Origin of the sequence: Aeromonas bivalvium, from assembly GCF_000819765.1 — a bacterium.
GTDB lineage: Bacteria > Pseudomonadota > Gammaproteobacteria > Enterobacterales > Aeromonadaceae > Aeromonas > Aeromonas bivalvium.
This window is the reverse complement of record NZ_CDBT01000054.1, coordinates 43,560-64,106: the sequence shown is the minus strand read 5'-3', so window position 1 is coordinate 64,106 and position 20,547 is coordinate 43,560. Positions and strand designations below refer to the sequence as shown.

Genomic DNA, 20,547 nt, shown 5'->3' with positions numbered 1-20,547 from the left:
GACGCAACCGCTTTTTCATTTTTATGCCGCTCAGCCCCGTTTTTTATATCCGAAACGACATAACAAACCGCCCTCGCAACATAACAAAGCACTTTCGTTATCAGCTTGTTACAAAAGACAAAATCTCTTTATAATGGCCACATGCCGCAGCTTTGTGCGCGGAAGGAACCGCAACCCATATAAAAATCGAAAGGATGTACTCTGATGAAGCACTTCGAGGTTAACTTCGACGGCCTGGTCGGCCCCACTCACAACTATGCCGGCCTCTCCTATGGCAACGTGGCGTCCCAGAGCAACGCATCGGCGGCCTCCAATCCGAAGGAGGCGGCCAAGCAGGGGCTGCGCAAGATGAAGGCGCTGACGGATCTCGGCATGACCCAGGGGGTGCTGGCGCCCCAGGAGCGGCCCGATCTCGCCACCCTGCGCCGCCTGGGCTTCACCGGATCGGACGCCAGGGTGCTGGAGCAGGCCGCCAGGCAGGCCCCCGCCGTGCTGGCCGCCTGCTACTCCGCCTCCAGCATGTGGACCGCCAACGCCGCCACCGTCTCCCCGAGTGCCGATACCCAGGATGGCCGCATCCACTTCACCCCGGCCAACCTGACCAACAAGTTCCACCGCTCCCTCGAACCCGAGGTGACCGGCCGCATCCTGCGCGCCGTCTTCCCGGGGGATCGCCACTTCTGCCACCATAGCCATCTGCCGGACAACGATCACTTCGGTGACGAGGGCGCCGCCAACCACACCCGGCTGTGCCGCGCCTATGGCGAGGCCGGGGTCGAGCTGTTCGTCTATGGCCGCAGTGCCTTCGACGTTTCCCAGCCCGCCCCCAAACGCTACCCGGCCCGTCAGACCCTGGAAGCGAGCCAGGCCATCGCCCGTCTCCATGGCCTGGGGGAAGAGAGCGCCGTCTTCATCCAGCAGAATCCGGACGTGATCGATCAGGGGGTGTTCCACAACGACGTGATCGCGGTGGGCAACCAGAACGTGCTCTTCTTCCACCAGCAGGCCTTCCTCAATACCGAAGCGGCGCTGGCCGAGGTGCGCACCAAGTTTGGCGAAGGGGATCTGCATTTCATCGAGGTGCCGACCCATGAGGTGTCGGTGCAAGATGCGGTGAAATCCTATCTGTTCAACACCCAGATCCTGACCCTGCCCTCCGGCGAGATGGCCATCATCGCCCCCACCGAATGCCGTGACAACCCGGCGGTATCGGCCTACCTGGCCAGGCTGGTGACCCTGGGCACCCCCATCAAGGGCGTGCACTACATGGACGTGAAGCAGAGCATGCGCAATGGCGGCGGCCCCGCCTGTCTGCGGCTGCGGGTCGCCATGAACGACAGTGAGCTGGCGGCCGTCAACCCGGCCTGCCTCATCAATGACGGCCAGTTCGCCCGCCTCGACGCCTGGGTCGACAAACACTATCGCGACAGCCTGGCCCTGGACGACTTGCGCGATCCCGCCCTGGTGCAGGAGTCCCGCACCGCCCTGGACGAGCTGACCCAGATCCTCAAGCTGGGATCCGTCTACCCCTTCCAGCGCTGAGCCAAGCCCAGCCAGAAACGACAAGGCCGGACTCATGTCCGGCCTTGTGCATGGGGTGCCTCAGCGCCAGGGGCTCTGCTGCCAGAGCCGCTCCAGCCCCTGTAGCAGCCCCTGGGCCCCCTGCTGACCCAGCTTCTGGGTCAGCGACTTGGGCTTTTGGAAGCACAACCCCACCACCCGGCGCTCCTCGGCGCGGCGCAGCAGATAGTCATCGCTGGTGCAGAGCTCGTCCACCAGCCCCAGCTCCTTGGCCTGACCGGCGAGCCAGTGCTCCCCCGTGGTGACCTTGTCGATGTCCAGCGCCGGGCGATGGGCGGCCACGAAGTCCTTGAACTGCTCGTGGATGGCCCCCAGCTCCTCGCGAAACTTCTCCCGACCCGACTCGTCATTCTCGCCGAACATGGTGATGGTGCGCTTGTACTGGCCCGCCGTGTGCATCTCGAACTCGATATCGTGCTTCTTGAGCAACTTGTGGAAGTTCGGCAGCTGGGCGATCACCCCGATGGAGCCGACGATGGCGAAGGGGGCAGCCAGGATGCGATCCGCCACGCAGGCCATCATGTAGCCGCCACTCGCCGCCACCTTGTCGATGGCCACCGTCAGGGTGATCTGGCGATCCCGCAGACGCTGCAACTGGGACGCCGCCAGGCCATAGCCATGGACCACGCCGCCACCGGACTCGAGCCGCAGCAGCACCTCGTCCCCCGGCTGGGCCACCCCGATCACCGCGCTCACCTCCTCGCGCAGGGAGGCCACCTCCCTGGCATCCATGCTGCCATGAAAGTCCATGACGAACAGGCGGCGCCGCTCATCCCCCTGCTTGCTGCGCTGCTTGTTGCGCTCCTTCTGCTGCTTCTCCAGCTGCTTGCGCTCCTGCTTGCCGGCCAGGGATTCCTGCAGCCGGGTGCGGGTCTGCTCCAACTCGGCGGAGAGATCGCTTATCACCAGCTCTCCCTTGCGGGACTTGGGGTGACGGCTGCTGACCAGCATCAGGATCAGGGCGCCGAAGGCGAGCACCAGGGTGAGGGTCTTGGCCAGAAACAGGCCGTATTCGCTCAAAAATGCCACTGAAGACTCCGTTGAGAGTGAAAATTTTTCCCATTCTAGGGAGTTTGTTTCGGGGGCGCAAAGTCTCTGGTATCAAAGCCCACCCGAGGCAGAGATGCGGCAAGCGCCTCGTTTCCTTCACATTTTTATCCGGCCGCGCTGGTCAAACGGCCGGGGGCCTCAGTACACTTGCCCCAACACGCCGGGGCAGGACCCTGGCCAATTCCATGAAATTCACAGGAGTCGTCATGCTCGATTATCAGGCCCCCGCCACCTTGCTCAGCAACAAAGTCATTCTGGTGACGGGGGCAGGTGACGGCATAGGCCGTGAAGCGGCGCTCACCTTCGCCGCCCACGGCGCCACCGTCATACTGCTGGGCCGCACCGTGGCCAAGCTGGAAGCCGTCTACGACCAGATCGAGGCCGCCGGCCACCCCCTGCCCGCCATCGCCCCGGTCGACCTGAAAGGGGCCACCGCCAGCCACTATCGCGGCATGGCCGAGACCTTCGCCGAACAGTTCGGCCGCCTCGACGGCGTCCTGTTCAACGCCGGCCTGCTGGGTTCCCTGTCGCCGTTCGAGCACATCCAGGAGAAGGAGTGGGACGAGGTGATGCAGGTCAACGTCAAGTCCGAATTCCTGCTGACCCAGGCGCTCTTGCCCCTCATCCGCCAGACCGCCAAGGACCATGGCGAGGCCTCCATCCTCTACACCTCGTCGAGCGTGGGCCGCAAGGGGCGCGCCTACTGGGGCAGCTACGCCATCTCCAAGTTCGCGGTGGAGGGCATGATGGAGGTGCTGGCCGACGAGCTGGACAACACAGGGGTGCGGGTCAACAGCATCAATCCGGGCGGCACCCGCACCAAGATGCGCGCCAGCGCCTTCCCGGCCGAAGACCCCATGGCCCTGAAGACACCGGCGGATCTCATGCCCCTCTATCTCTACCTGATGGGGTCTGACAGCCGGGGCAAGACGGGCCAGACCTTCGTCGCCCAGCCCAGATAATCATAAAAAAACGGCTCGCGGCGGCCAGGACCATTAGAGTTATTGGAGTCCATTCACGCGAGCCCGGTGCCGAGCCAGCAGGTGAGTCATGTTTCGTCCCAAGAGTACCTTCGAGCAGTGGCGTATCTTTCAGGCGGTGGTCGACTGCGGCGGTTATGCCCAGGCGGCCGAGGCCCTGAACAAGAGCCAGTCCTCCCTCAACCATGCGGTGGCCAAGCTGCAGCAGAGTCTGGGGGTGGCACTGCTGGAGGTCCGTGGCCGCAAGGCGGTGCTGACCCCGGCCGGGGAGGCTTTCCTCAAGCGGGCCCGCCAGCTCAGCCAGCAGGTGGAGGAGCTCGAGAACCTGGCCGACAACCTGGAGCGCCAGTGGGAACCCCAGATCAACCTCTATGTCTCGGCGCTGCAACCCAGGACGCGGCTCTATCGCGCCCTGGCCCGCTTTCACCCCCGCAGCCGGGGCTGCCGCATCAATCTCCATGAGCGGATCCACTGCCACTTCAACGCGCTGCAACCGGGGGATCTGATGATCTCGGAACACCTGCCCGGGGATCGTACCGGCCTGCCCCTTGACGAGGTGAGCCTGCTGCCCCTGTGCGCCCCGAGCCACCCCCTGGCGGGAGCCCAGGCCCCCCTCTCCCTGGAGCGGCTGACCGCCCATAACCAGATTGGCCTGCATCCCCCCATCCACCGCTCGGTGGACTGGCACGATGCCGAGGACACCGGCTGGAAGGTGACCCATTACCAGGAGGTGATCGCCCTGCTGCAACAGGGGCTTGGCTACGGCTGGCTGCCGCGCCACCTGGCCAGCACGGCCCTGGCCGACGGCAGCCTGGTGCCCCTGACCCTGGAGGGGGGCAGCGAGCGCCACCTCTATACCTATCTGCTCACCCAGAGCCCGGACGCCCTGGGCCCGGCCAGCGAGCTGCTGCTGCGCTGCCTGCGGGACGAATACCAGGGCCGAAGCTAGCCCCTACCCACACCCCTCTCCTTTTTCCATGACAAAAGACCCGCACCAGGCGGGTCTTTGCCTATGGCTCAAGGGGCGCCTCAGACGTTTGGCACCCGCCAGCAGGCGGCCAGGGCCAGCATGGCCAGGGTCAGGGCGACCAGGAAGACACCGTGAAAACTCCACAGCTCGGCGACGATACCGGCGATGGCCCCCGCCAGGATGGAGCCGGTGCGAATGCTGTTGGCGAACAGGGTGGTGGCGACCCCGGCGCGCCCCGGCATCAGGTCCTGAAAATAGGACATGCCGATGCCGGCGATGATGCCGATGAAGATGGCATTGAGCAGTTGCAGCGCGATGAGCGCCTGCTGGCTCGTCAGGGTCACCAGCCCGGCGTAGAAGCCGACCCCGGCCAGCACCGCCAGCAACATCATGGGTCGCTTGCCAAAGCGGCGGGTGTAGTAGCCCGCCAGCAGCATGAAGGGGATCTCGAGCGCCGCCGCCGTGCCCATCAGCACCCCGGCCAGGGTCTCATTCAATCCCAGCTCACGGGTGACATAGAGCGGCATATTGATGAGGTACATGCTGTTGCAGGTCCACATCAGGGTGGAGGCGATGAAGAGCCCTCGCACGGCAGGGTCACGCCAGCTGCTGACCCTGGGCTGGTTCTCGTCCCTGGCCGGCAGCGGCAGGGAGGGCAACCAGCGCCACACCACCAGGGCGCAGACCAGATAGGCGAAGGCGGACGCCAGGTACATGGCCTCGAAGCCGTAGCCGATGGCCAGGGCGAAGGCCATGGGAGGCCCCACCACCCAGGCCAGGGAGAACTGGGCCCGCATCACGGAGCTGAACATGTCGGCCCGCTTCTGCTGACTGTCGGCATGCTCCCGGGCCAGGGCGAACAGCTGGGGGCTGGCGGTGGCCGCCAGGCTCGCCAGCAAGACCCCCAGGCTCACCAGCAGCCAGTAGTTGCGGTTCCAGGCGAACAGCAGGGAGAGCACTATGCCCGCCGCGCAGCAGCGCAGGATCAGGCGTTTGCGATCGCCACTGTGATCGGATCTGTGACCGAGCCACTGGCTGATGAGGATCCCCACCAGGGCGTTGACGGTATAGAAGAGGCCGACCAGGAAGGGGCGCACCTGCACCTCCTCGGCCAGAAACAGGCTCAAGGTGGGCACCTGCAAGGCCACCGCCACCCCGGTCATGAAGGTGACCGCCAGGAAGGACAGTGAGACGGGATCCGGACGCTTGATGACGGCGGTGAGGGATTTCATAGGGTTATCACCAGACTGGAGGAAGGGATGCGCCGGGAGGCGCAGGGACGATGGTCATCTTATGACACCATCTCGAACCAGCTCAAGGCTTGCGACGGCTCCGCCGACACCGTACATTGAAAGCCCAGATTGCCCCATGATGGCAGCAACCACCAAGATGGCCGGCCGACCGCCCTTGCCCGAGGGACGGGCAGCAGACACCAGCCCGTGGCACCCGGCTTGTCTGGCCAGTAAAAGGATTGAATATGTTTGATTTTGACAGGGAAATTGATCGCAGCGGCACCATGAGCCTGAAGTGGGACAAGTACAAGGATAAGGACGTCCTGCCCATGTGGGTGGCCGACACCGACTTCGTTTCCCCCCCGGCCGTCATCGAGGCCCTGACCGAGCGGGTCGCCCACGGCGTCTTTGGTTACTCACGCCCCTCCCCCCGTCTCATCGAACTCATCATTGCCCGCATGAAGGAGCGCTATGGCTGGCAGATAGAGGCCCAGTGGCTGGTATTCCTGCCCGGCGTGGTGCCCGGTCTGAACCTCGCCTGCAAGGCCTGGAGCCAGCATGGCCGCGGCATCATTACCCCCAAGCCGGTCTACTACCCCTTCCTGCAGGCGCCGGGCTTCAATGACAGGCCCCTGCTCACCGTGCCCATGGTGGAGCAGGATGCGCGCTGGGTCCTGGACATAGCGGAGCTGGAGCGTCAGGCCCCCTCGGCGGATCTGCTGCTGCTGTGCAACCCCCACAACCCGGGCGGCACCATCTTCACCCGGGAGGAACTGGAAGCCATCGACGCCATCGCCGAGCGCCACAACCTGGTGATCTGCTCCGACGAGATCCACTGCGATCTGCTGCTGGACCAAGGCGCCCGCCACATCCCCTACGGTGCCCTGAGTCCGGCAGCCGCCGAGCGCTCTGCCGTCATGATGGCACCGAGCAAGACCTTCAACATCGCCGGTCTGTGCTGCTCCTTCGCCGTGGTGGCCAATCCCAGGCTGCGCCTCAAGCTGCAACAGGCGATGCGCGGCATCAGCGCCGACGTCAACCTGCTGGGCTATGTGGCGGCCGAGGCGGCCTACGAGGGGGGCGATGCCTGGCTGGCGGCGCAGCTCGACTACCTGAGCGGCAACCTGGCCCTGATCGAGGCGGCCGTCGCCCGCTGGCCCGGGGTCATGCTGGCGCGCAACCAGGCCACCTATCTCGCCTGGATCGATGTCGCGGGCCTGACACTGGAAGACCCCATCGCCTTCTTCGAACAGGCTGGCGTCGGCCTCTCCCCGGGCGCCCAGTTCGGGGATGCGCAGTTCGTGCGCCTCAACTTCGGTTGCACCCGGGCGCGCCTGACCGAGGCCTTGGCTCGCATGGAACGGGCCATCATGGCCCGGCTCAAATGAGCCATATGGGTCTCCCATCCCTGCTGACTGACTGGTTTCCTATGCGCCCACGAATACCTGCCCTGCTCGCCCCCCTGTTTGCCCTGCTCTGCTGGGGGACGAGCGCCCACGCCAGCGATTACCTCACCATCAGCACGGGGGCGCTCACCGGCGTCTACTACCCGGTCGGTGGCGCCCTCTGCCGCCTGCTCAACGAACAGAGCGGGTCAGATGGCCTGCGCTGCAGCGTGCGGAGCACCAAGGGATCCCTTGCCAACTTGCAGGATCTGCAAGAGGGCAAGAGCCAGCTCGCCCTGGTGCAATCCGATGTACTCCACCACACCGTCCATGGCACCGGCCCCTTCGCGGACCAGGGTCCCAACAGGGCGCTGCGCTCCCTCTATCGGCTCCATCACGAATCGGTGGCCCTGCTGGTCGGTGAACAGAGCCGGATCGGCAGCCTGGGGGATCTGCCGGGAAAACGGGTCGATCTTGGCAGCGTCAACGGCGGAGACAGGGTCACCATCATGGCGCTTGTCGAGGCCATGGGCTGGCAGGCCAAGGATTTTGCCCCCACCGCCGGGCTGGGGGCCGATCGGCTGCAAGGCCTGTGTGATGGCAGCCTGGACGCCGCCTTCGTGGTCGCGGGTCAACCCAATCAGGTGATTTCGGATCTGACCGGGCGCTGCAAGGCCCGTCTGCTCCCCATCGATGATGCCAGGATAACCGGGCTCATCGAGGGGTCGACCTATTACGAGCGGGGCCGCATTCCGGCCAACCTCTACCCGGGCCAGACCATGGCGATCCCCACCCTGGGGGTGCGCGCGGACCTGGTGACCCAGGATACCCTGCCGGTCGAGACAGTCCATCGCCTGCGCCGGGTAATGGATGAGCACCTCAAGCAATTTACCCGCCTGCATCCGTCCCTCATCACCCTCACCCAGGAGACCATGACGGCGCCAAGCCCGGCGCCATCCCATGCCGCCATGCAGGATGACCCCAGGGCGCCCGAGCCGCTCCCGCCCACCCTGATGCCAGAGTCCCTGCAACCCGACAGCGTCCCCTCGGAGGCGCTGCCCACCCAGACCGTCTCTGGGGCTGAGGCCACCGAGGAGAGCACCGCGCCCGAAGGGGAGACCGCGCCGGCCCAGACCCCCTCTGGCGCAGCCGCCACCGGCTCGGCGGCAATCCTCGAGGACGAGGCGGCAATCCTGGAGGGGGAAACGGCGCTTGCCCAGACTCCCTCTGACGCAGCCGCCACCGGCTCGGCGGCAATCCTGGAGGGGGAAACGGCGCCTGCCCAGACCCCCTCTGGCGCAGCCGCCACCGGCTCGGCGGCAATCCCAGAGGCCGAGGCGGCGCCGGCCCAGACCCCTTCTGGCGCAGCCGCCACGGGATCAGCGGCAACCCCAGAGGCCGAGGCGGCGCCTGCCCAACCTCCCTCTGGCGCAGCCGCCACCGAGCCCGCGGCCACACCCTGACTTTTTTCATCCAGACAGACAGCATCAGGGCCACCTCGCGGTGGCCCTGATGTTTTTCGTACTCGGCCCCTTGACGCCGCTACTCGCCCTCCCCGCTCTCCTTGCGCGTCTCCGGCGCCGGGTCAAGGTAGGGATGGGGGCGCTGGATCTCCTCCTCCACCCAGTGCAGCAGCTGCTTGATGGCCCGGGACAGCACCTGGTTCTGGCGCACCACGTACCCCAGACTGGTACCGGGAAAATCATGGAGCTCGGTGACCGGCGCCGTCAGCTTGAGCCTGGGGTGGAGCGAGAAGTCCGGCACTATGGCGACCCCGAACCCCGCCTCGGCCCAGTCGAGCTGGGCGTCCACGCTGCCCACCTCCATGATGCGGCAGCTCGGCAGGCCGAGCAGGGGCAAGGAGGGGTCGATCAGCGCCCGGGTGCGGGTGTCGTGACCCAGCAGGATCAGGGTGGGCTCGTCGAGGGGGTCGCTCTCCCCTGCCCTGGCCCGCGCCTGCCAGCGGGTAAGCCCCTGCCCCAGGGCGCACCAGGTCACCTGTTGCAATTCGGTATAGAAGAGCGGCTCGCTGCGCTTTTGCGCCATCACGAAGCCGAGATCCGCCTTGCCCCCCTTCACCAGCTCGGCCGCCTGATCCGAGGTGGTGTTGAACAGGGTGAGATCGATGCCGGGGAAGGCCTGCTTGAAGCGCTGAAACGGCTGGATCAGCAGCAGGCGCGAGATGATGTCACTGGCGGCGATGGCAAGCTTGCCCTGACTGAACTGGCCGAGGGCATTGAGATCGGCCTGGCACAGTTGCAGCTCGTTGAGGGCGCGCTCGGCGCTTTGCAGCAAGCGCTCCCCGGCCTGGGTCAGCCGGAACGGGCTGCGTTCCACCAGCTTGACCCGGGTCGCCTGCTCCAGGTTCTTGAGGTGCAGGCTGACGTTGGGCTGGGTCATGTGCAACTCGGTGGCGGTCTGGCCGAAGTGCTGCAGGCGGGCCAGGGTGACGAAGGTATTGAGCCAGTGAATATCCAGCATGGAGCACTCCGAAGCGGGCCACGGGGCGCGGCCGTCGATAATATCGCCGCAATTATATGGTTTTGTTATCAGAACAATAAAGATAATTAATTTTTCTAATCCGCATCGGCCTCCTAGGATGGATGCCTAACGTCTTAGGAGAAAGTCACATGTCGTCTATCGTAGTCGTAGGTGCTAACTGGGGTGATGAAGGCAAGGGCCGCATCGTCGATTATCTGGCAGGCCAGTCCGCCGCCAGCATCCGTTTTCAGGGCGGCAACAACGCCGGCCACACCGTCGTCAACGACCTGGGCACCTTCAAGCTGCACCAGCTGCCGAGCGGCGTCTTCAACCCCGACTGCCTGGTCGTGCTCGGCCCCGGCATGGTCATCAGCCCGGAGCCGCTGACCCGCGAGCTGGCCGAAGTGAAAGCCGCCGGCGTGAACCCCAAGCTCGCCATCTCCGACAGGGCCACCTTCTGCCTGCCGATCCACGCCTTGGAGGACACCCTGGAAGAGGTGCGTCTGGGCGATGGCGCCTACGGCTCCACCCGTCAGGGCATTGCCCCGGCTTACGGTGATCGGGTCATGAAAAAGGCGATTCTGGTCGGCTGGCTGAAACAGCCGGACGTGCTGGTGGAGCGCATCCAGTTCTTCCTCGACTGGAAACTGCCCCAGCTCAAGGCCCTCTACCCCAGCTTCGAGTTCAGCCAGACCGCCCAGGAGATGGCCGACTGGCTGCTGGAAGTGTCCGAGCCGTGGCGCGATGCCATCTGCAACGTCAGCGAACCCCTCAAGGCCATCCAGGCCAAGGGCGAGACCCTGCTGTTCGAAGCCCAGCTGGGCGCCGGCCGTGACCTCATCTACGGCGAGTACCCCTGGGTGACCTCCTCCCACGTCTCCGGCGCCTACGCCGGGATCGGTGGCGGCCTGCCGGCCCTGCGTCCCGAGCGCGTGATCGCCGTGGCCAAGGCGTTCAGCACCTCGGTCGGTACCGGTACCCTGATCACCGCCATGGAGAACCAGGAAGAGTTCCGCAAGTTCGCCAACGAGTTCGGCGCCACCACAGGCCGTCCCCGTGACATCGGCTACTTCGATGCCGTCGCCACCAAGCAGGGTCTGGAAATCCAGGCCGCCAACGAAGTGGCCCTGACCAAGCTGGACTGCCTCTCCGGCATGCCGGATCTCAAGATCTGCGTCGCCTACGAGGGTGCCCACACCGAAAACCCGATCTGGCCGCAGACCGCCGGTCTCAAGGCCGTCTACGAATCCATGGAAGCCTGGAGCGAAGACATCTCCGGCTGCCGCAAGTTCGAAGAGCTGCCCCTGGCCGCCCAGCGCTACGTGCTGCGCATCGAGGAGCTGATGGGCGTTCCCGTGCCCATGGTCTCCGTCGGCCCGGGCCGCGAGCAGATGATACTGCGCTGAGTCCATCGGCCGCGATGCGGCCAGCGACACCCGCAGCAGACACCGGCGCCCCAGGGCGCCGGTGTTTTTTTGTGCCTATCCCCGCCAACGCCCGGGGGCTTGCTCACAAAGCCCCAAGAATGCCAGTGACAGCAATTGGCCCCAACCAGGCCACTGTGGCAAGATAAGCCCCTGTTTTGTCTTCTTCTCACGCGCCATGCAACCAATCCTGCCCAGTTACGAAACCATGATGCCAGTGCTGTTGCAGGCCTTGGCCGATGGCACCTCCCGCCCCCTACGAGAGGTGTTCGAACGAGTCTGCCAGTACTATGCCTTCACTCCGGAACAGCTGGCCGAGACCCTGCCAAGCGGCCGCCAGACCAAGGTTCGCAGCCGGGTCGGCTGGGCCAAGACCTATCTGGTCAAGGCGGGATTAATCGAGCAGCCCAAGCGGGGCCTCTGCCTTATCACCGAACGGGGCAAGGCGGCACTGGCGTCGGGTCAGGCCATCGACAACCACTACCTTGCCCGGTTCAACGAGTTCGTCGCGTTCACCTTGGCCTCCAGCGAGAGCGTGGGCAATCCGCCCCGGATCGTGACGGACGCAACGACACAGTCCACGCCAGAGCAAGCCAGCACACCGCAAGAACAGATTGAGCAAGCACTGGCAGCCATCAATCAGTCTCTTGCCGATGACTTGCTGGCCGAGATCCTTGGCCTTTCGCCCCGTTTCTTTGAACAGCTGGTAGTCGATCTCATGGTGGCCATGGGTTATGGCGGCAGCCAGCAGGATGCGGCCCGCACCACCCGTTACAGCAGCGATGGCGGCATCGACGGCATTATCAAGGAAGACCGCCTCGGCCTCGACTCCATCTATCTGCAGGCCAAGCGCTACACCGACAAGACGGTAGGCCGCCCCGAGATCCAGGCCTTCGCAGGAGCGCTGGATCTGCACAAGGCCCGCAAGGGGGTCTTTATCACTACCTCAAGCTTTAGCCGCGAGGCGCAAGCGTATGTGGGGCTGATTGAAAAACGCATCGTCCTGATTGACGGCCCACATCTCGCCGCCCTGATGATTGAATACGGCGTCGGCGTCACCACCCGCCAGACCCTCACCATCAAGACCCTGGATTCGGATTACTTTACGGAAGAGTGACCATGACCGAGCGCAGCAACTTCTATTTCCTAAAAGCCCATGACTCCATTTTGCTCGAGCTGGCGCAGGGCGCTGAACGGGCATTCGCCGGTGATCCCAACACGACTCTGGTCAAGTTGCGTCAACTCAGTGAAGCCTTGGCCCAGGATATTGCAATGCGCTGCGGCATTGCCGCCCAGCCGCAGACCACACAGGTCGAGCTGCTTTATCTGGTTGGTCGTGAGCTGTCGCTGGATCCGATCGTGATGAACCTGTTTCATGGGCTGCGCAAGGCGGGCAATCATGCGGTTCATCAGTTCAAAACCCGTCACAAGGAGGCCCTGGCCGGGCTCAAAGTCGCTCGAGACCTGGCGGTCTGGTACCACCGTTTCTTTGGCAAGGGGAGCGAGCATTTCAAACCAGAGCCCTTTATCGTCCCCAAAGATCCCAGCGACGAGCTGCACCAATTGCAGGAGCAGATAGCCAGGCTCAGAGATGAGCTCACCAGTGCCAGCAGCCAGCTCGATCAGAATCAGGAGTTGGCCGAGTTGCTGGCGCGGGAGAAGAAGGAATATCAGGAGCTGGCTGAACTGATGGACAGCGAGGCCAGAGAGCTGGCCTCCCAGGCCAAGACGCACCAAAAGGCGCTCGCTACTCAGCAGCAGGAGTTCGAACGCCGCCTTGCCGAGTTGCAGCAGCAATTACAGCAGCAAAGCGAAGAGGCCAGGAAGCAGGCAGCGTTGGCCCTGCAAGGGTTTGCCAGCAAGGCAAAGCGCATTACCGACACCTTAGTTCTTGACGAGGCCAGTACCCGCATTCTCATCGATCAACAGTTGCAGGATGCTGGCTGGGAGGCGGACTCCGAGCAACTCGATTACCGCAAGGGGGCTCGTCCGCAGAAGGGGCGCAACATGGCCATCGCCGAATGGCCAACCGAGCATCACGGGGAGAAGGGTCGGGCCGATTACGTGCTCTTTATCGGCCTGATGCCGGTCGCCGCCGTAGAGGCGAAAAAGATGAATACCAATGTGGCCGGCAAGATCCCTCAGGCGGGGCGCTACAGCAAGGGATATGCCCTGTCAGGTTTGATGGTCAGTCCTTGGGCGCTGGAGGGGCGCTCGTCCCCCTGGCACGATGGTCAAGGTGAACAGTATCAACTCCCCTACCTCTACTCCTGCAACGGTCGCCCCTTTGTCAAACAGCTGGCCGAGCAATCCGGCATCTGGTTTCGCGATGCCCGCCACCCGAGCAATCTGGCCCGCGCACTGCAAGAGTTCCACTCGCCGGAGGGGCTGCTGGATCTGCTCAAACGCAGCCGCGAACAAGCGGAGCAGACACTCAAGCAAGAGGGGTTTGGTTGCCTCAAGGTGAGACCCTATCAGCAGAAAGCCATCGAGGCGGTGGAGTCTGCACTGGAGCGCGATCAGCGCGACTGTCTGCTGGCCATGGCGACGGGGACGGGCAAGACCCGCACCATCATTGGTCTGATGTATCGCTTCCTCAAGGCAGAGCGTTTTCGCCGCATCCTCTTTCTGGTGGACAGAACAGCACTGGGCGGGCAAGCCCTGGATGCGTTCAAGGATGCTCGCCTCGAACAAAACCAGACCCTGTGGTCTGCCTACACCATCGCAGAGCTGGGAGACATGGCGGCGCAAGCCGAGACTCGCATTCAGGTCGCCACCGTGCAGGCCATGGTCAAACGTATCTTCACCAGTGACAACCGACCGCCGATCGATGAGTTCGACTGCATCATAGTGGACGAGGCTCACCGGGGTTACGCCCTGGATCAGGAGATGACCGAAGGGGAGCTCTCCACCCGTGATGCCGCGCAATATCTCTCAAGCTACCGTCGGGTGCTCGACTACTTCGATGCGGTCAAGATTGGCCTCACCGCCACCCCGGCAAAACACACCAGCGAGATTTTCGGCAAGCCGGTCTACCTCTACTCCTACCGTGAGGCGGTGGCCGACGACTGGCTGATCGACCACGAATCGCCGATCCGTTTCCAGACCGAGCTGACCGAGCATGGCATCAACTTCAGCAAGGGCGAGAAGGTGGCCGCCATCGATACCCGCACCGGCGAGATCGAGACCGCGGAGCTGGAAGACGATCTCAACTTCGAAGTGGATGCCTTCAACAAGCGGGTGATCAACGAATCCTTCAATCGGGTCATCTGTCAGGCGCTGGCACAGGAGCTGGATCCCTTCGGCGAAGAGAAGACCATGATCTTCTGCGCCACCGACAACCATGCCGACATGGTCAAGCGGCTGCTGGATGCCGAGTTCAAAACCCTCTACGGCGAAAGCTATAACCAGGAGACGGTCGCCAAGATCACCGGCAAGAGTGACAGGGTGAGCACCCTGATCAGTCGCTACAAGAACGAACGCTACCCCAATATCGCCATCACGGTGGACCTGCTCACCACCGGCATCGACGTGCCGCGTATCTGCAATCTGGTCTTTATGCGTCGGGTCAAGTCACGGATCCTCTATGAGCAGATGATGGGGCGGGCCACCCGTCGCTGCGACGAGATAGGCAAGACGGTGTTTCGCATCTATGACCCGGTGGATATCTATGCCGCGCTGGCCGAGGTCAACACCATGCAACCCCTGGTCAAGAATCCCGATATCACCCTGGCGCAGCTGGCTGGTGAGCTGAGCGATGAGCGCTGTCTGGAGCAAGCCCTCAACGTGGCGGGAGACGAGCCGGGCCAGAGCCAGGCCGATACCATCTTGAATCAGCTCAGCCAGAAGCTGATGCGGGTGCTGCGCAAGGCAGAGAGCAAGGCGGAGCGCTACCCGGCCCTGAAGCAGAAGCTGGCCGAACTGGGGGTAGAGTGGGGTATTGAGCCGGGCAAGCTGCATCAGCACCTCCATCAGCTAGGGCCAAGGCAGGCCAGCCACTTTTTGCGCCAGCACGCCACCCTGCTGAGGGAACTGGCACAGGTGGAGGAGCTGATCGGCAGCGAATATCGTCCGGTGATTTCAGATCATCAAGACAGACTCACCCTGCGCGAGCAGAGCTACGGTGCCTATGGCAGGCCACAGGATTATCTGGATGGCTTCGCCGACTTTATCCGTCAGCAGGTCAATGGCAATGCGGCGCTGATGGCGGTGATCAATGCCCCACGCAACCTCACCCGAGCCCAGCTCAAGGAGGTCAAGCTGCTGCTCGACAGCGCCGGTTTCAAGGAGGCCAACCTGCAGAGTGCCTGGCGCAACCAGACCAATCAGGACATCGCCGCCAGCATCATAGGTCATATTCGCCGTGCCGCCCTTGGCGAGCCGCTCATCCCCTATAGCGAACGGGTACGGCTGGCAATGGAGCAGATCTACCGCAGCCAGAGCTGGACGCCCATCCAGCGCAAATGGCTGGACAGGCTGGCCAGGCAGTTGGTGCACGAGGTGATCGTCGATCGCGACTTTATCAACGAGCGCTTCGCCGATGATGGCGGCGCCAAGCGGCTCGACGGCCTGCTCGGCAAACAGCTGGATAAACTGCTGACGCAGCTTGGCGACGCGCTCTGGCAAGTGGCCTGACAAGCGGCAGCAGCCCCGACAGATATAGAAGAGGGCGCCTTTTATCTATGTGGACCGTGATATGTATAGAAAATTAAAATTTCTATACATACAATCGCCGCCATATACAGAAAAGGGGACTATCTATGCCCATCACCCCGCTACCGCTGGTCAATATCGCCGAGCTGGAGAGCCGCGCCGTGCTCAAGAAGAGCGCCGAGGCCCACCGCTACCTGGCCGAACTCAAGGGGGTGGCCGCCAGCATCCCCAACGAGGGGATCCTCATCAACACCCTGTCCCTGCAAGAGGCAAAAAACAGCTCGGAGATCGAGAACATCATCACCACCCAGGATGATCTCTACCGCGCCAACCTGTTTGAAGAGGCGGTCAATCCGGCCACCAAAGAGGTGCAGGACTATGCCGCCGCCCTCAAGCAGGGCTTTGCCACTGTGCGCCGTCAGCAGCTGATCCGGCTGGCCGACATTCTGGCGGTGCAGCAGTACCTGGAGAAAAACCGCGCCGGCTTGCGCCGTCTGCCCGGCACCGATCTCAAGAATGCCCGCACCGGCGAGGTGATCTATACCCCGCCCCAGCACGGCGACGAGATAGCCGCCCTGATGGACAACCTGGTGCGCTATATCAATGACGACGAACTCTGTGATGCCGATCCTCTGGTCAAGATGGCCATCATCCACCACCAGTTCGAGAGCATTCACCCCTTCTATGACGGCAATGGCCGCACCGGCCGCATCCTCAACCTGCTCTATCTGGTGGCTCAGGGGCTGCTCAACCTGCCGGTGCTCTATCTCAGCCGCTACTTTATCCAGGACAAGGGGCGCTACTACCGCGAACTGCAAGCGGTGCGCGATACCGGTGACTGGGAGCCCTGGCTGCTCTACATGCTCGATGCGGTGATCGACACGGCCCAGAGCACCATCGCCCTTATCACCGGCATCAAGGAGCTGATGGCCAGCTACAAGCAGGGCATACGCGAACAACTGCCCAAGATCTACAGTCAGGATCTGCTCAACAACCTCTTCAACCACCCCTACACCAAGATCGACTTTGTCATGGGCGATCTCGGGGTGACCCGCATCACCGCCACCCGCTATCTGGATCTGCTGGTCGAACAGCAATTCTTGCAAAAACAGAAGATTGGTCGCGGCAACTACTACATCAACCAGCCCCTGTGCGCCCTGCTGGCGGCTCACAGCTGATAACCGGAACACCCATGCGCAACAACGATATCGTTCAAAAACTGTGGAACCTGTGCGACGTCCTGCGTGACGACGGCATCAACTACTCCGACTATGTCACCGAGCTGGTGCTGCTGCTCTTTATCAAGATGGTGCACGAGAACGAAGAGGCGGGCATTCTGGCCGCCCACACCCTGCCCGAGCAGTGCCGCTGGCCAGAGCTCGCCAGTCGCTCCGGCCTCAACCTGCTCAACCACTATCGCCAGATGCTGGTAGATCTCTCCAAAGACCAGGATCCCCTGATCGCCGCCATCTATGCGGATGCCCAGACCCGGCTGCGCGAGCCGCGCCATCTGGAGCAGATGATCAAGACCCTCGACCAGATCGACTGGTTCAGCGCCAAGCAGGATGGCCTGGGGGATCTCTATGAAGGGCTGCTGGAGAAAAACGCCGGCGAAACCAAATCCGGCGCCGGCCAATACTTCACTCCGCGCGCCCTGATCAACAGCATGGTGCGCTGCCTCAAGCCCCAGGCGGGGGAAGTGATTCAGGATCCGGCCGCCGGCACCGCCGGTTTTCTCATCGCCGCCGACCAGTACATCAAGAGCCAGACCGACGATCTCTATGACCTTGGCAAGGCCGAGCAGGCGTTTCAGAAGCGCCGCGCCTTTATCGGGGTCGAGCTGGTGCCCAATACCCGCCGCCTCGCCCTGATGAACTGCCTGCTGCATGGCATGGAAGGGGACGAAGAGGGGGTGGTGCATCTTGGCAATGCCCTGGGACAGGCGGGTGCCGCGCTGCCCAGGGTCGATGTCATCCTCGCCAACCCCCCCTTTGGCACCAGCAAGGGGGGCGAGGCCAGCAATACCCGCGACGATCTCACCTACAAGACCAGCAACAAGCAGCTCGCCTTCTTGCAGCATATCTATCGCGGCCTCAAGCCCGGTGGCCGCGCCGCCGTAGTGCTGCCCGACAACGTGCTGTTTGAAGCCGGGGTCGGCACCGAGGTGCGCCGCGACCTGATGGAAACATGCAACCTGCACACCCTCTTGCGTCTGCCCACCGGCATCTTCTACGCCCAGGGGGTCAAGACCAATGTGCTCTTCTTCCAGAAGGGCAGCGCCACTGACCCCTATCAGCAGGAGGCCTGCACCCAGACAGTCTGGGTCTATGACCTTCGCACCAATATGCCGAGCTTTGGCAAGCGCACCCCCTTTGGCAATGCCGCCATTGGCTTTACCGAGGCCGAGTTCGGCACAGATCCCCATCTGGGCCCCTTTGAGCTGGTATTTGGAACTGACCCTAATGGCACAGGTCTACGCACGGAAGGGGAATACAGCTTCGGCGCAGAAAAAGTCGAGCTGGCCGAGGATGCCGCGAACCAGAACACAGACCCCGAGCTGGCTCGCAGCCGCTGGCGCTGCTTTAGCCGGGAGTGGATCCGCGACCACAAGGGCGATTCGTTGGATATCAGCTGGCTCAAGGATCAAAACAGCGTCGATGCCGCCGACTTGCCCGAGCCGCTGGAGCTGGCCAGTGAGGCTAAAGATGAGTTGGAAGCGGCCTTAAGTGAGCTGCAAAAACTGATTACAGCCTTGGAGGGTTCATTGTGATAGAACCAATGATCCAGAATGAATGGACCAGTTGTTCTCTAGATGAGCTCCTCATCCATGTAATTGGTGGTGACTGGGGGCAAGACAATGACTTTTTCGATGCTGAATATGAAACCGTCTCATGTATACGTGGTTCTGAGTTTAGAAACTGGCGTAAAGACCAAGGCGCAACAGCAGTACCACGCAAGATTAAAAAATCTAGCCTTGACACCAGAAACCTTCGTTCTGGTGATGTTCTTATTGAAATTTCAGGCGGTGGTCCAGAGCAACCAGTTGGTAGAACTGTTCTTATAACAGAACAAGTGCTGGAGCAATTACCTTATCCTGCTATATGTACTAACTTTTTGCGCCTTGCTCGTCCAGCAAAACTCTTCTCTTCCTCATATCTAAATTACTTCCTAACTAAATTCTATTTATCTGGTGAGGTGATTAAATATCAAGGAGGAAGCAATAATCTTCGTAACTTAAAGTTCAAAGAATTTTTGACAATTACTGTTCCGTGCCCATCATTTGCTGAGCAAAAAGAGATCGCTGAACGACTAGATAAATTGCTGGCTCAGGTCGCGGCCACCCAAGCCCGTCTGGCCCATATCCCGGGTATTATCAAGCGTTTCCGCCAATCCGTGTTGGCCGCTGCGGTGAGTGGGAAATTGACGGAAGAGTGGCGGGAAAGTAATAAATTGCCTTTACCAAAAGAAGTAAAATTAGAACAGATAATTTGTGAAGGCCCACAAAATGGATTGTACAAAGCACAAAAATTTTATGGTGAAGGTGTTCGTATTATTCGCATTGATGGTTTTTATGATGGTGAAATTATTGGCTGGGATAAAGTGAAAAGACTTTCTTTAGAGGACTTTGAGTATTCCAGATGGAAGTTGGAAGTCGGTGATATCTTAGTTAACAGGGTTAACAGCATTGAGTACTTAGGTAAGTCAGCAATTGTCCGTGAACTACCCGAATCTGCTGTTTTTGAAAGCAACATTATGAAATTCAGAGTTAATCCTGACGAAGCAATCCCTGAGTACATAGTTAAATTTCTATGCAGTACAACAGGCCTTTCAGAGTTAAGAAAAAATGCAAAACTTGCTGTAAACCAAGCAAGCATCAATCAGCAAGATGTTAAAAACTGCCAGGTATATTTACCTGTCCCCCAAGAACAAACCGAAATCGTCCGTCGGGTGGAACAACTGTTTGCCTATGCCGATACCATCGAACAGCAGGCCAAGGCGGCCAAAGAGCGGGTCGATAAGCTGACCCAGGCTATTCTGGCCAAGGCGTTTCGTGGCGAGTTCACCTTGGAGTGGCGTGCCGCCAACCCGGATCTTATCAGTGGCGACAATAGCGCCGCCGCCCTGCTGGCCCGCATTCAGGCCGAGCGGGCCACCGCCAAGCCGCGCAAGAGCCGCAGGGGGTAATGAACAACGTGCATTGCACCGCCACCTTAGCGCGACATGACCAACCGCAAGGCACCAACCCGGCGCAATGCGGAGCGCATATTGTCCCCTGCGTTGCTGACGTGCGGCCATCACTTGTATCATCACCAAGATGCCAACCCCCTTTGTTGACCAGATGGCTGCGCCCGATATGACATCCGATAGCGACATGCTCGAACAGTTGATCCGCCTCGCCAGCAGCAGCCCCCAGGTGCAGGTGCTTTGGCTTTACGGCTCCCGCGCCAAGGGGACGGCGAGCCCCACCAGCGACTGGGATCTGGCGGTGGCCTTCGATCCGGTCAAACAGAATGGTCCCCTGGGCGTTGCACTGGAGAACCGGTTGCGGCCAGAACTGCTGGCGCAGGAGTGGCAACGAGCCCTGGGATTGGCGGAAGGGGCACTCTCGGTCGTCGATATCAATCAGGCCCCCATTCCGTTGGCCTTTGCCGTGGTCGATGCCAATCGCCCTCTCTATCGCCGTGATGAGGGACGACGCTTGCGGGAGGAGGCGCGGATCATGTCGCAAATGGAACTTGATTATTCCCATCGCCAGACCGATATCAGCAAGCATCCATCAGAGGAGTAGAG

15 protein-coding genes are annotated in these 20,547 nt (G+C 62.0%); 12 read left to right on the top strand and 3 right to left on the bottom strand.

Annotated elements, in window-relative coordinates:
* The first annotated feature begins 204 nt into the window (after nt 1-204).
* Nucleotides 205-1,542 carry an N-succinylarginine dihydrolase gene (astB, locus tag BN1119_RS15140; RefSeq protein ID WP_041999766.1) on the top strand — a complete coding sequence of 446 codons (1,338 nt, stop codon included), beginning with the start codon at nt 205-207 and terminating at the stop codon, nt 1,540-1,542.
* 60 nt (nt 1,543-1,602) lie between these two features.
* Here astB and sohB read toward each other — a convergent pair whose 3' ends face one another.
* Nucleotides 1,603-2,610 carry a protease SohB gene (sohB, locus tag BN1119_RS15135; protein WP_041999764.1) on the bottom strand — a complete coding sequence of 336 codons (1,008 nt, stop codon included), beginning with the start codon at nt 2,608-2,610 and terminating at the stop codon, nt 1,603-1,605.
* Between the two features lie 227 nt (nt 2,611-2,837).
* Here sohB and BN1119_RS15130 point away from each other — a divergent pair, with 227 nt between their 5' ends.
* Both BN1119_RS15130 and BN1119_RS15125 read left to right on the top strand, forming a co-directional pair.
* Entirely contained in the window at nt 2,838-3,593 is a 756-nt protein-coding gene (locus BN1119_RS15130; RefSeq protein ID WP_041999761.1) for a YciK family oxidoreductase, read from the top strand.
* An 88-nt stretch (nt 3,594-3,681) separates the two neighbouring features.
* Nucleotides 3,682-4,560 carry a LysR family transcriptional regulator gene (locus tag BN1119_RS15125; protein ID WP_041999758.1) on the top strand — a complete coding sequence of 293 codons (879 nt, stop codon included), beginning with the start codon at nt 3,682-3,684 and terminating at the stop codon, nt 4,558-4,560.
* An 80-nt stretch (nt 4,561-4,640) separates the two neighbouring features.
* Here the strand turns inward: BN1119_RS15125 and BN1119_RS15120 are convergent, their stop codons facing one another.
* Nucleotides 4,641-5,813 carry an MFS transporter gene (locus tag BN1119_RS15120; RefSeq protein WP_041999755.1) on the bottom strand — a complete coding sequence of 391 codons (1,173 nt, stop codon included), beginning with the start codon at nt 5,811-5,813 and terminating at the stop codon, nt 4,641-4,643.
* A 245-nt stretch (nt 5,814-6,058) separates the two neighbouring features.
* Between BN1119_RS15120 and BN1119_RS15115 the strand changes: the two genes are divergently transcribed.
* Together BN1119_RS15115 and BN1119_RS20790 are read left to right on the top strand one after the other, a co-directional pair.
* Nucleotides 6,059-7,201 (top strand): MalY/PatB family protein, encoded by a 1,143-nt coding sequence (locus tag BN1119_RS15115; protein ID WP_041999752.1) that lies wholly within the window; start codon nt 6,059-6,061, stop codon nt 7,199-7,201.
* Between the two features lie 41 nt (nt 7,202-7,242).
* Nucleotides 7,243-8,661: a TAXI family TRAP transporter solute-binding subunit gene (locus BN1119_RS20790; protein WP_209434927.1), complete on the top strand. Its 1,419-nt coding sequence runs from the start codon at nt 7,243-7,245 to the stop codon at nt 8,659-8,661.
* A gap of 79 nt (nt 8,662-8,740) precedes the next feature.
* Here BN1119_RS20790 and BN1119_RS15105 read toward each other — a convergent pair whose 3' ends face one another.
* A complete protein-coding gene (locus tag BN1119_RS15105) occupies nt 8,741-9,679 on the bottom strand; it encodes a LysR family transcriptional regulator (protein ID WP_041999749.1) in 939 nt (312 codons plus the stop codon).
* A 149-nt stretch (nt 9,680-9,828) separates the two neighbouring features.
* Between BN1119_RS15105 and BN1119_RS15100 the strand changes: the two genes are divergently transcribed.
* The 7 genes from BN1119_RS15100 (at nt 9,829) to mntA (ending at nt 20,545) form a co-directional block, all read left to right on the top strand.
* The gene (locus BN1119_RS15100; protein WP_041999747.1) at nt 9,829-11,085 is read left to right on the top strand and encodes an adenylosuccinate synthetase; all 1,257 of its coding nucleotides are present in this window, start codon (nt 9,829-9,831) and stop codon (nt 11,083-11,085) included.
* 226 nt (nt 11,086-11,311) lie between these two features.
* A complete protein-coding gene (locus tag BN1119_RS15095; protein WP_244463748.1) occupies nt 11,312-12,220 on the top strand; it encodes a restriction endonuclease in 909 nt (302 codons plus the stop codon).
* A 2-nt stretch (nt 12,221-12,222) separates the two neighbouring features.
* Complete coding sequence (gene hsdR, locus BN1119_RS15090) at nt 12,223-15,738, top strand: type I restriction-modification system endonuclease (protein WP_041999744.1); 3,516 nt, start codon at nt 12,223-12,225, stop codon at nt 15,736-15,738.
* A 125-nt stretch (nt 15,739-15,863) separates the two neighbouring features.
* Nucleotides 15,864-16,934 (top strand): Fic family protein, encoded by a 1,071-nt coding sequence (locus BN1119_RS15085; protein ID WP_041999742.1) that lies wholly within the window; start codon nt 15,864-15,866, stop codon nt 16,932-16,934.
* Between the two features lie 14 nt (nt 16,935-16,948).
* Entirely contained in the window at nt 16,949-18,526 is a 1,578-nt protein-coding gene (locus tag BN1119_RS15080) for a class I SAM-dependent DNA methyltransferase (protein WP_041999740.1), read from the top strand.
* Between the two features lie 8 nt (nt 18,527-18,534).
* Nucleotides 18,535-19,941, top strand: a complete 1,407-nt coding sequence (locus BN1119_RS20195) for a restriction endonuclease subunit S (RefSeq protein WP_084205501.1) — start codon at nt 18,535-18,537, stop codon at nt 19,939-19,941.
* Nucleotides 19,942-20,110: 169 nt separating this feature from the next.
* The gene (gene mntA, locus BN1119_RS20735; RefSeq protein ID WP_041999730.1) at nt 20,111-20,545 is read left to right on the top strand and encodes a type VII toxin-antitoxin system MntA family adenylyltransferase antitoxin; all 435 of its coding nucleotides are present in this window, start codon (nt 20,111-20,113) and stop codon (nt 20,543-20,545) included.
* Nucleotides 20,546-20,547: the final 2 nt, after the last annotated feature.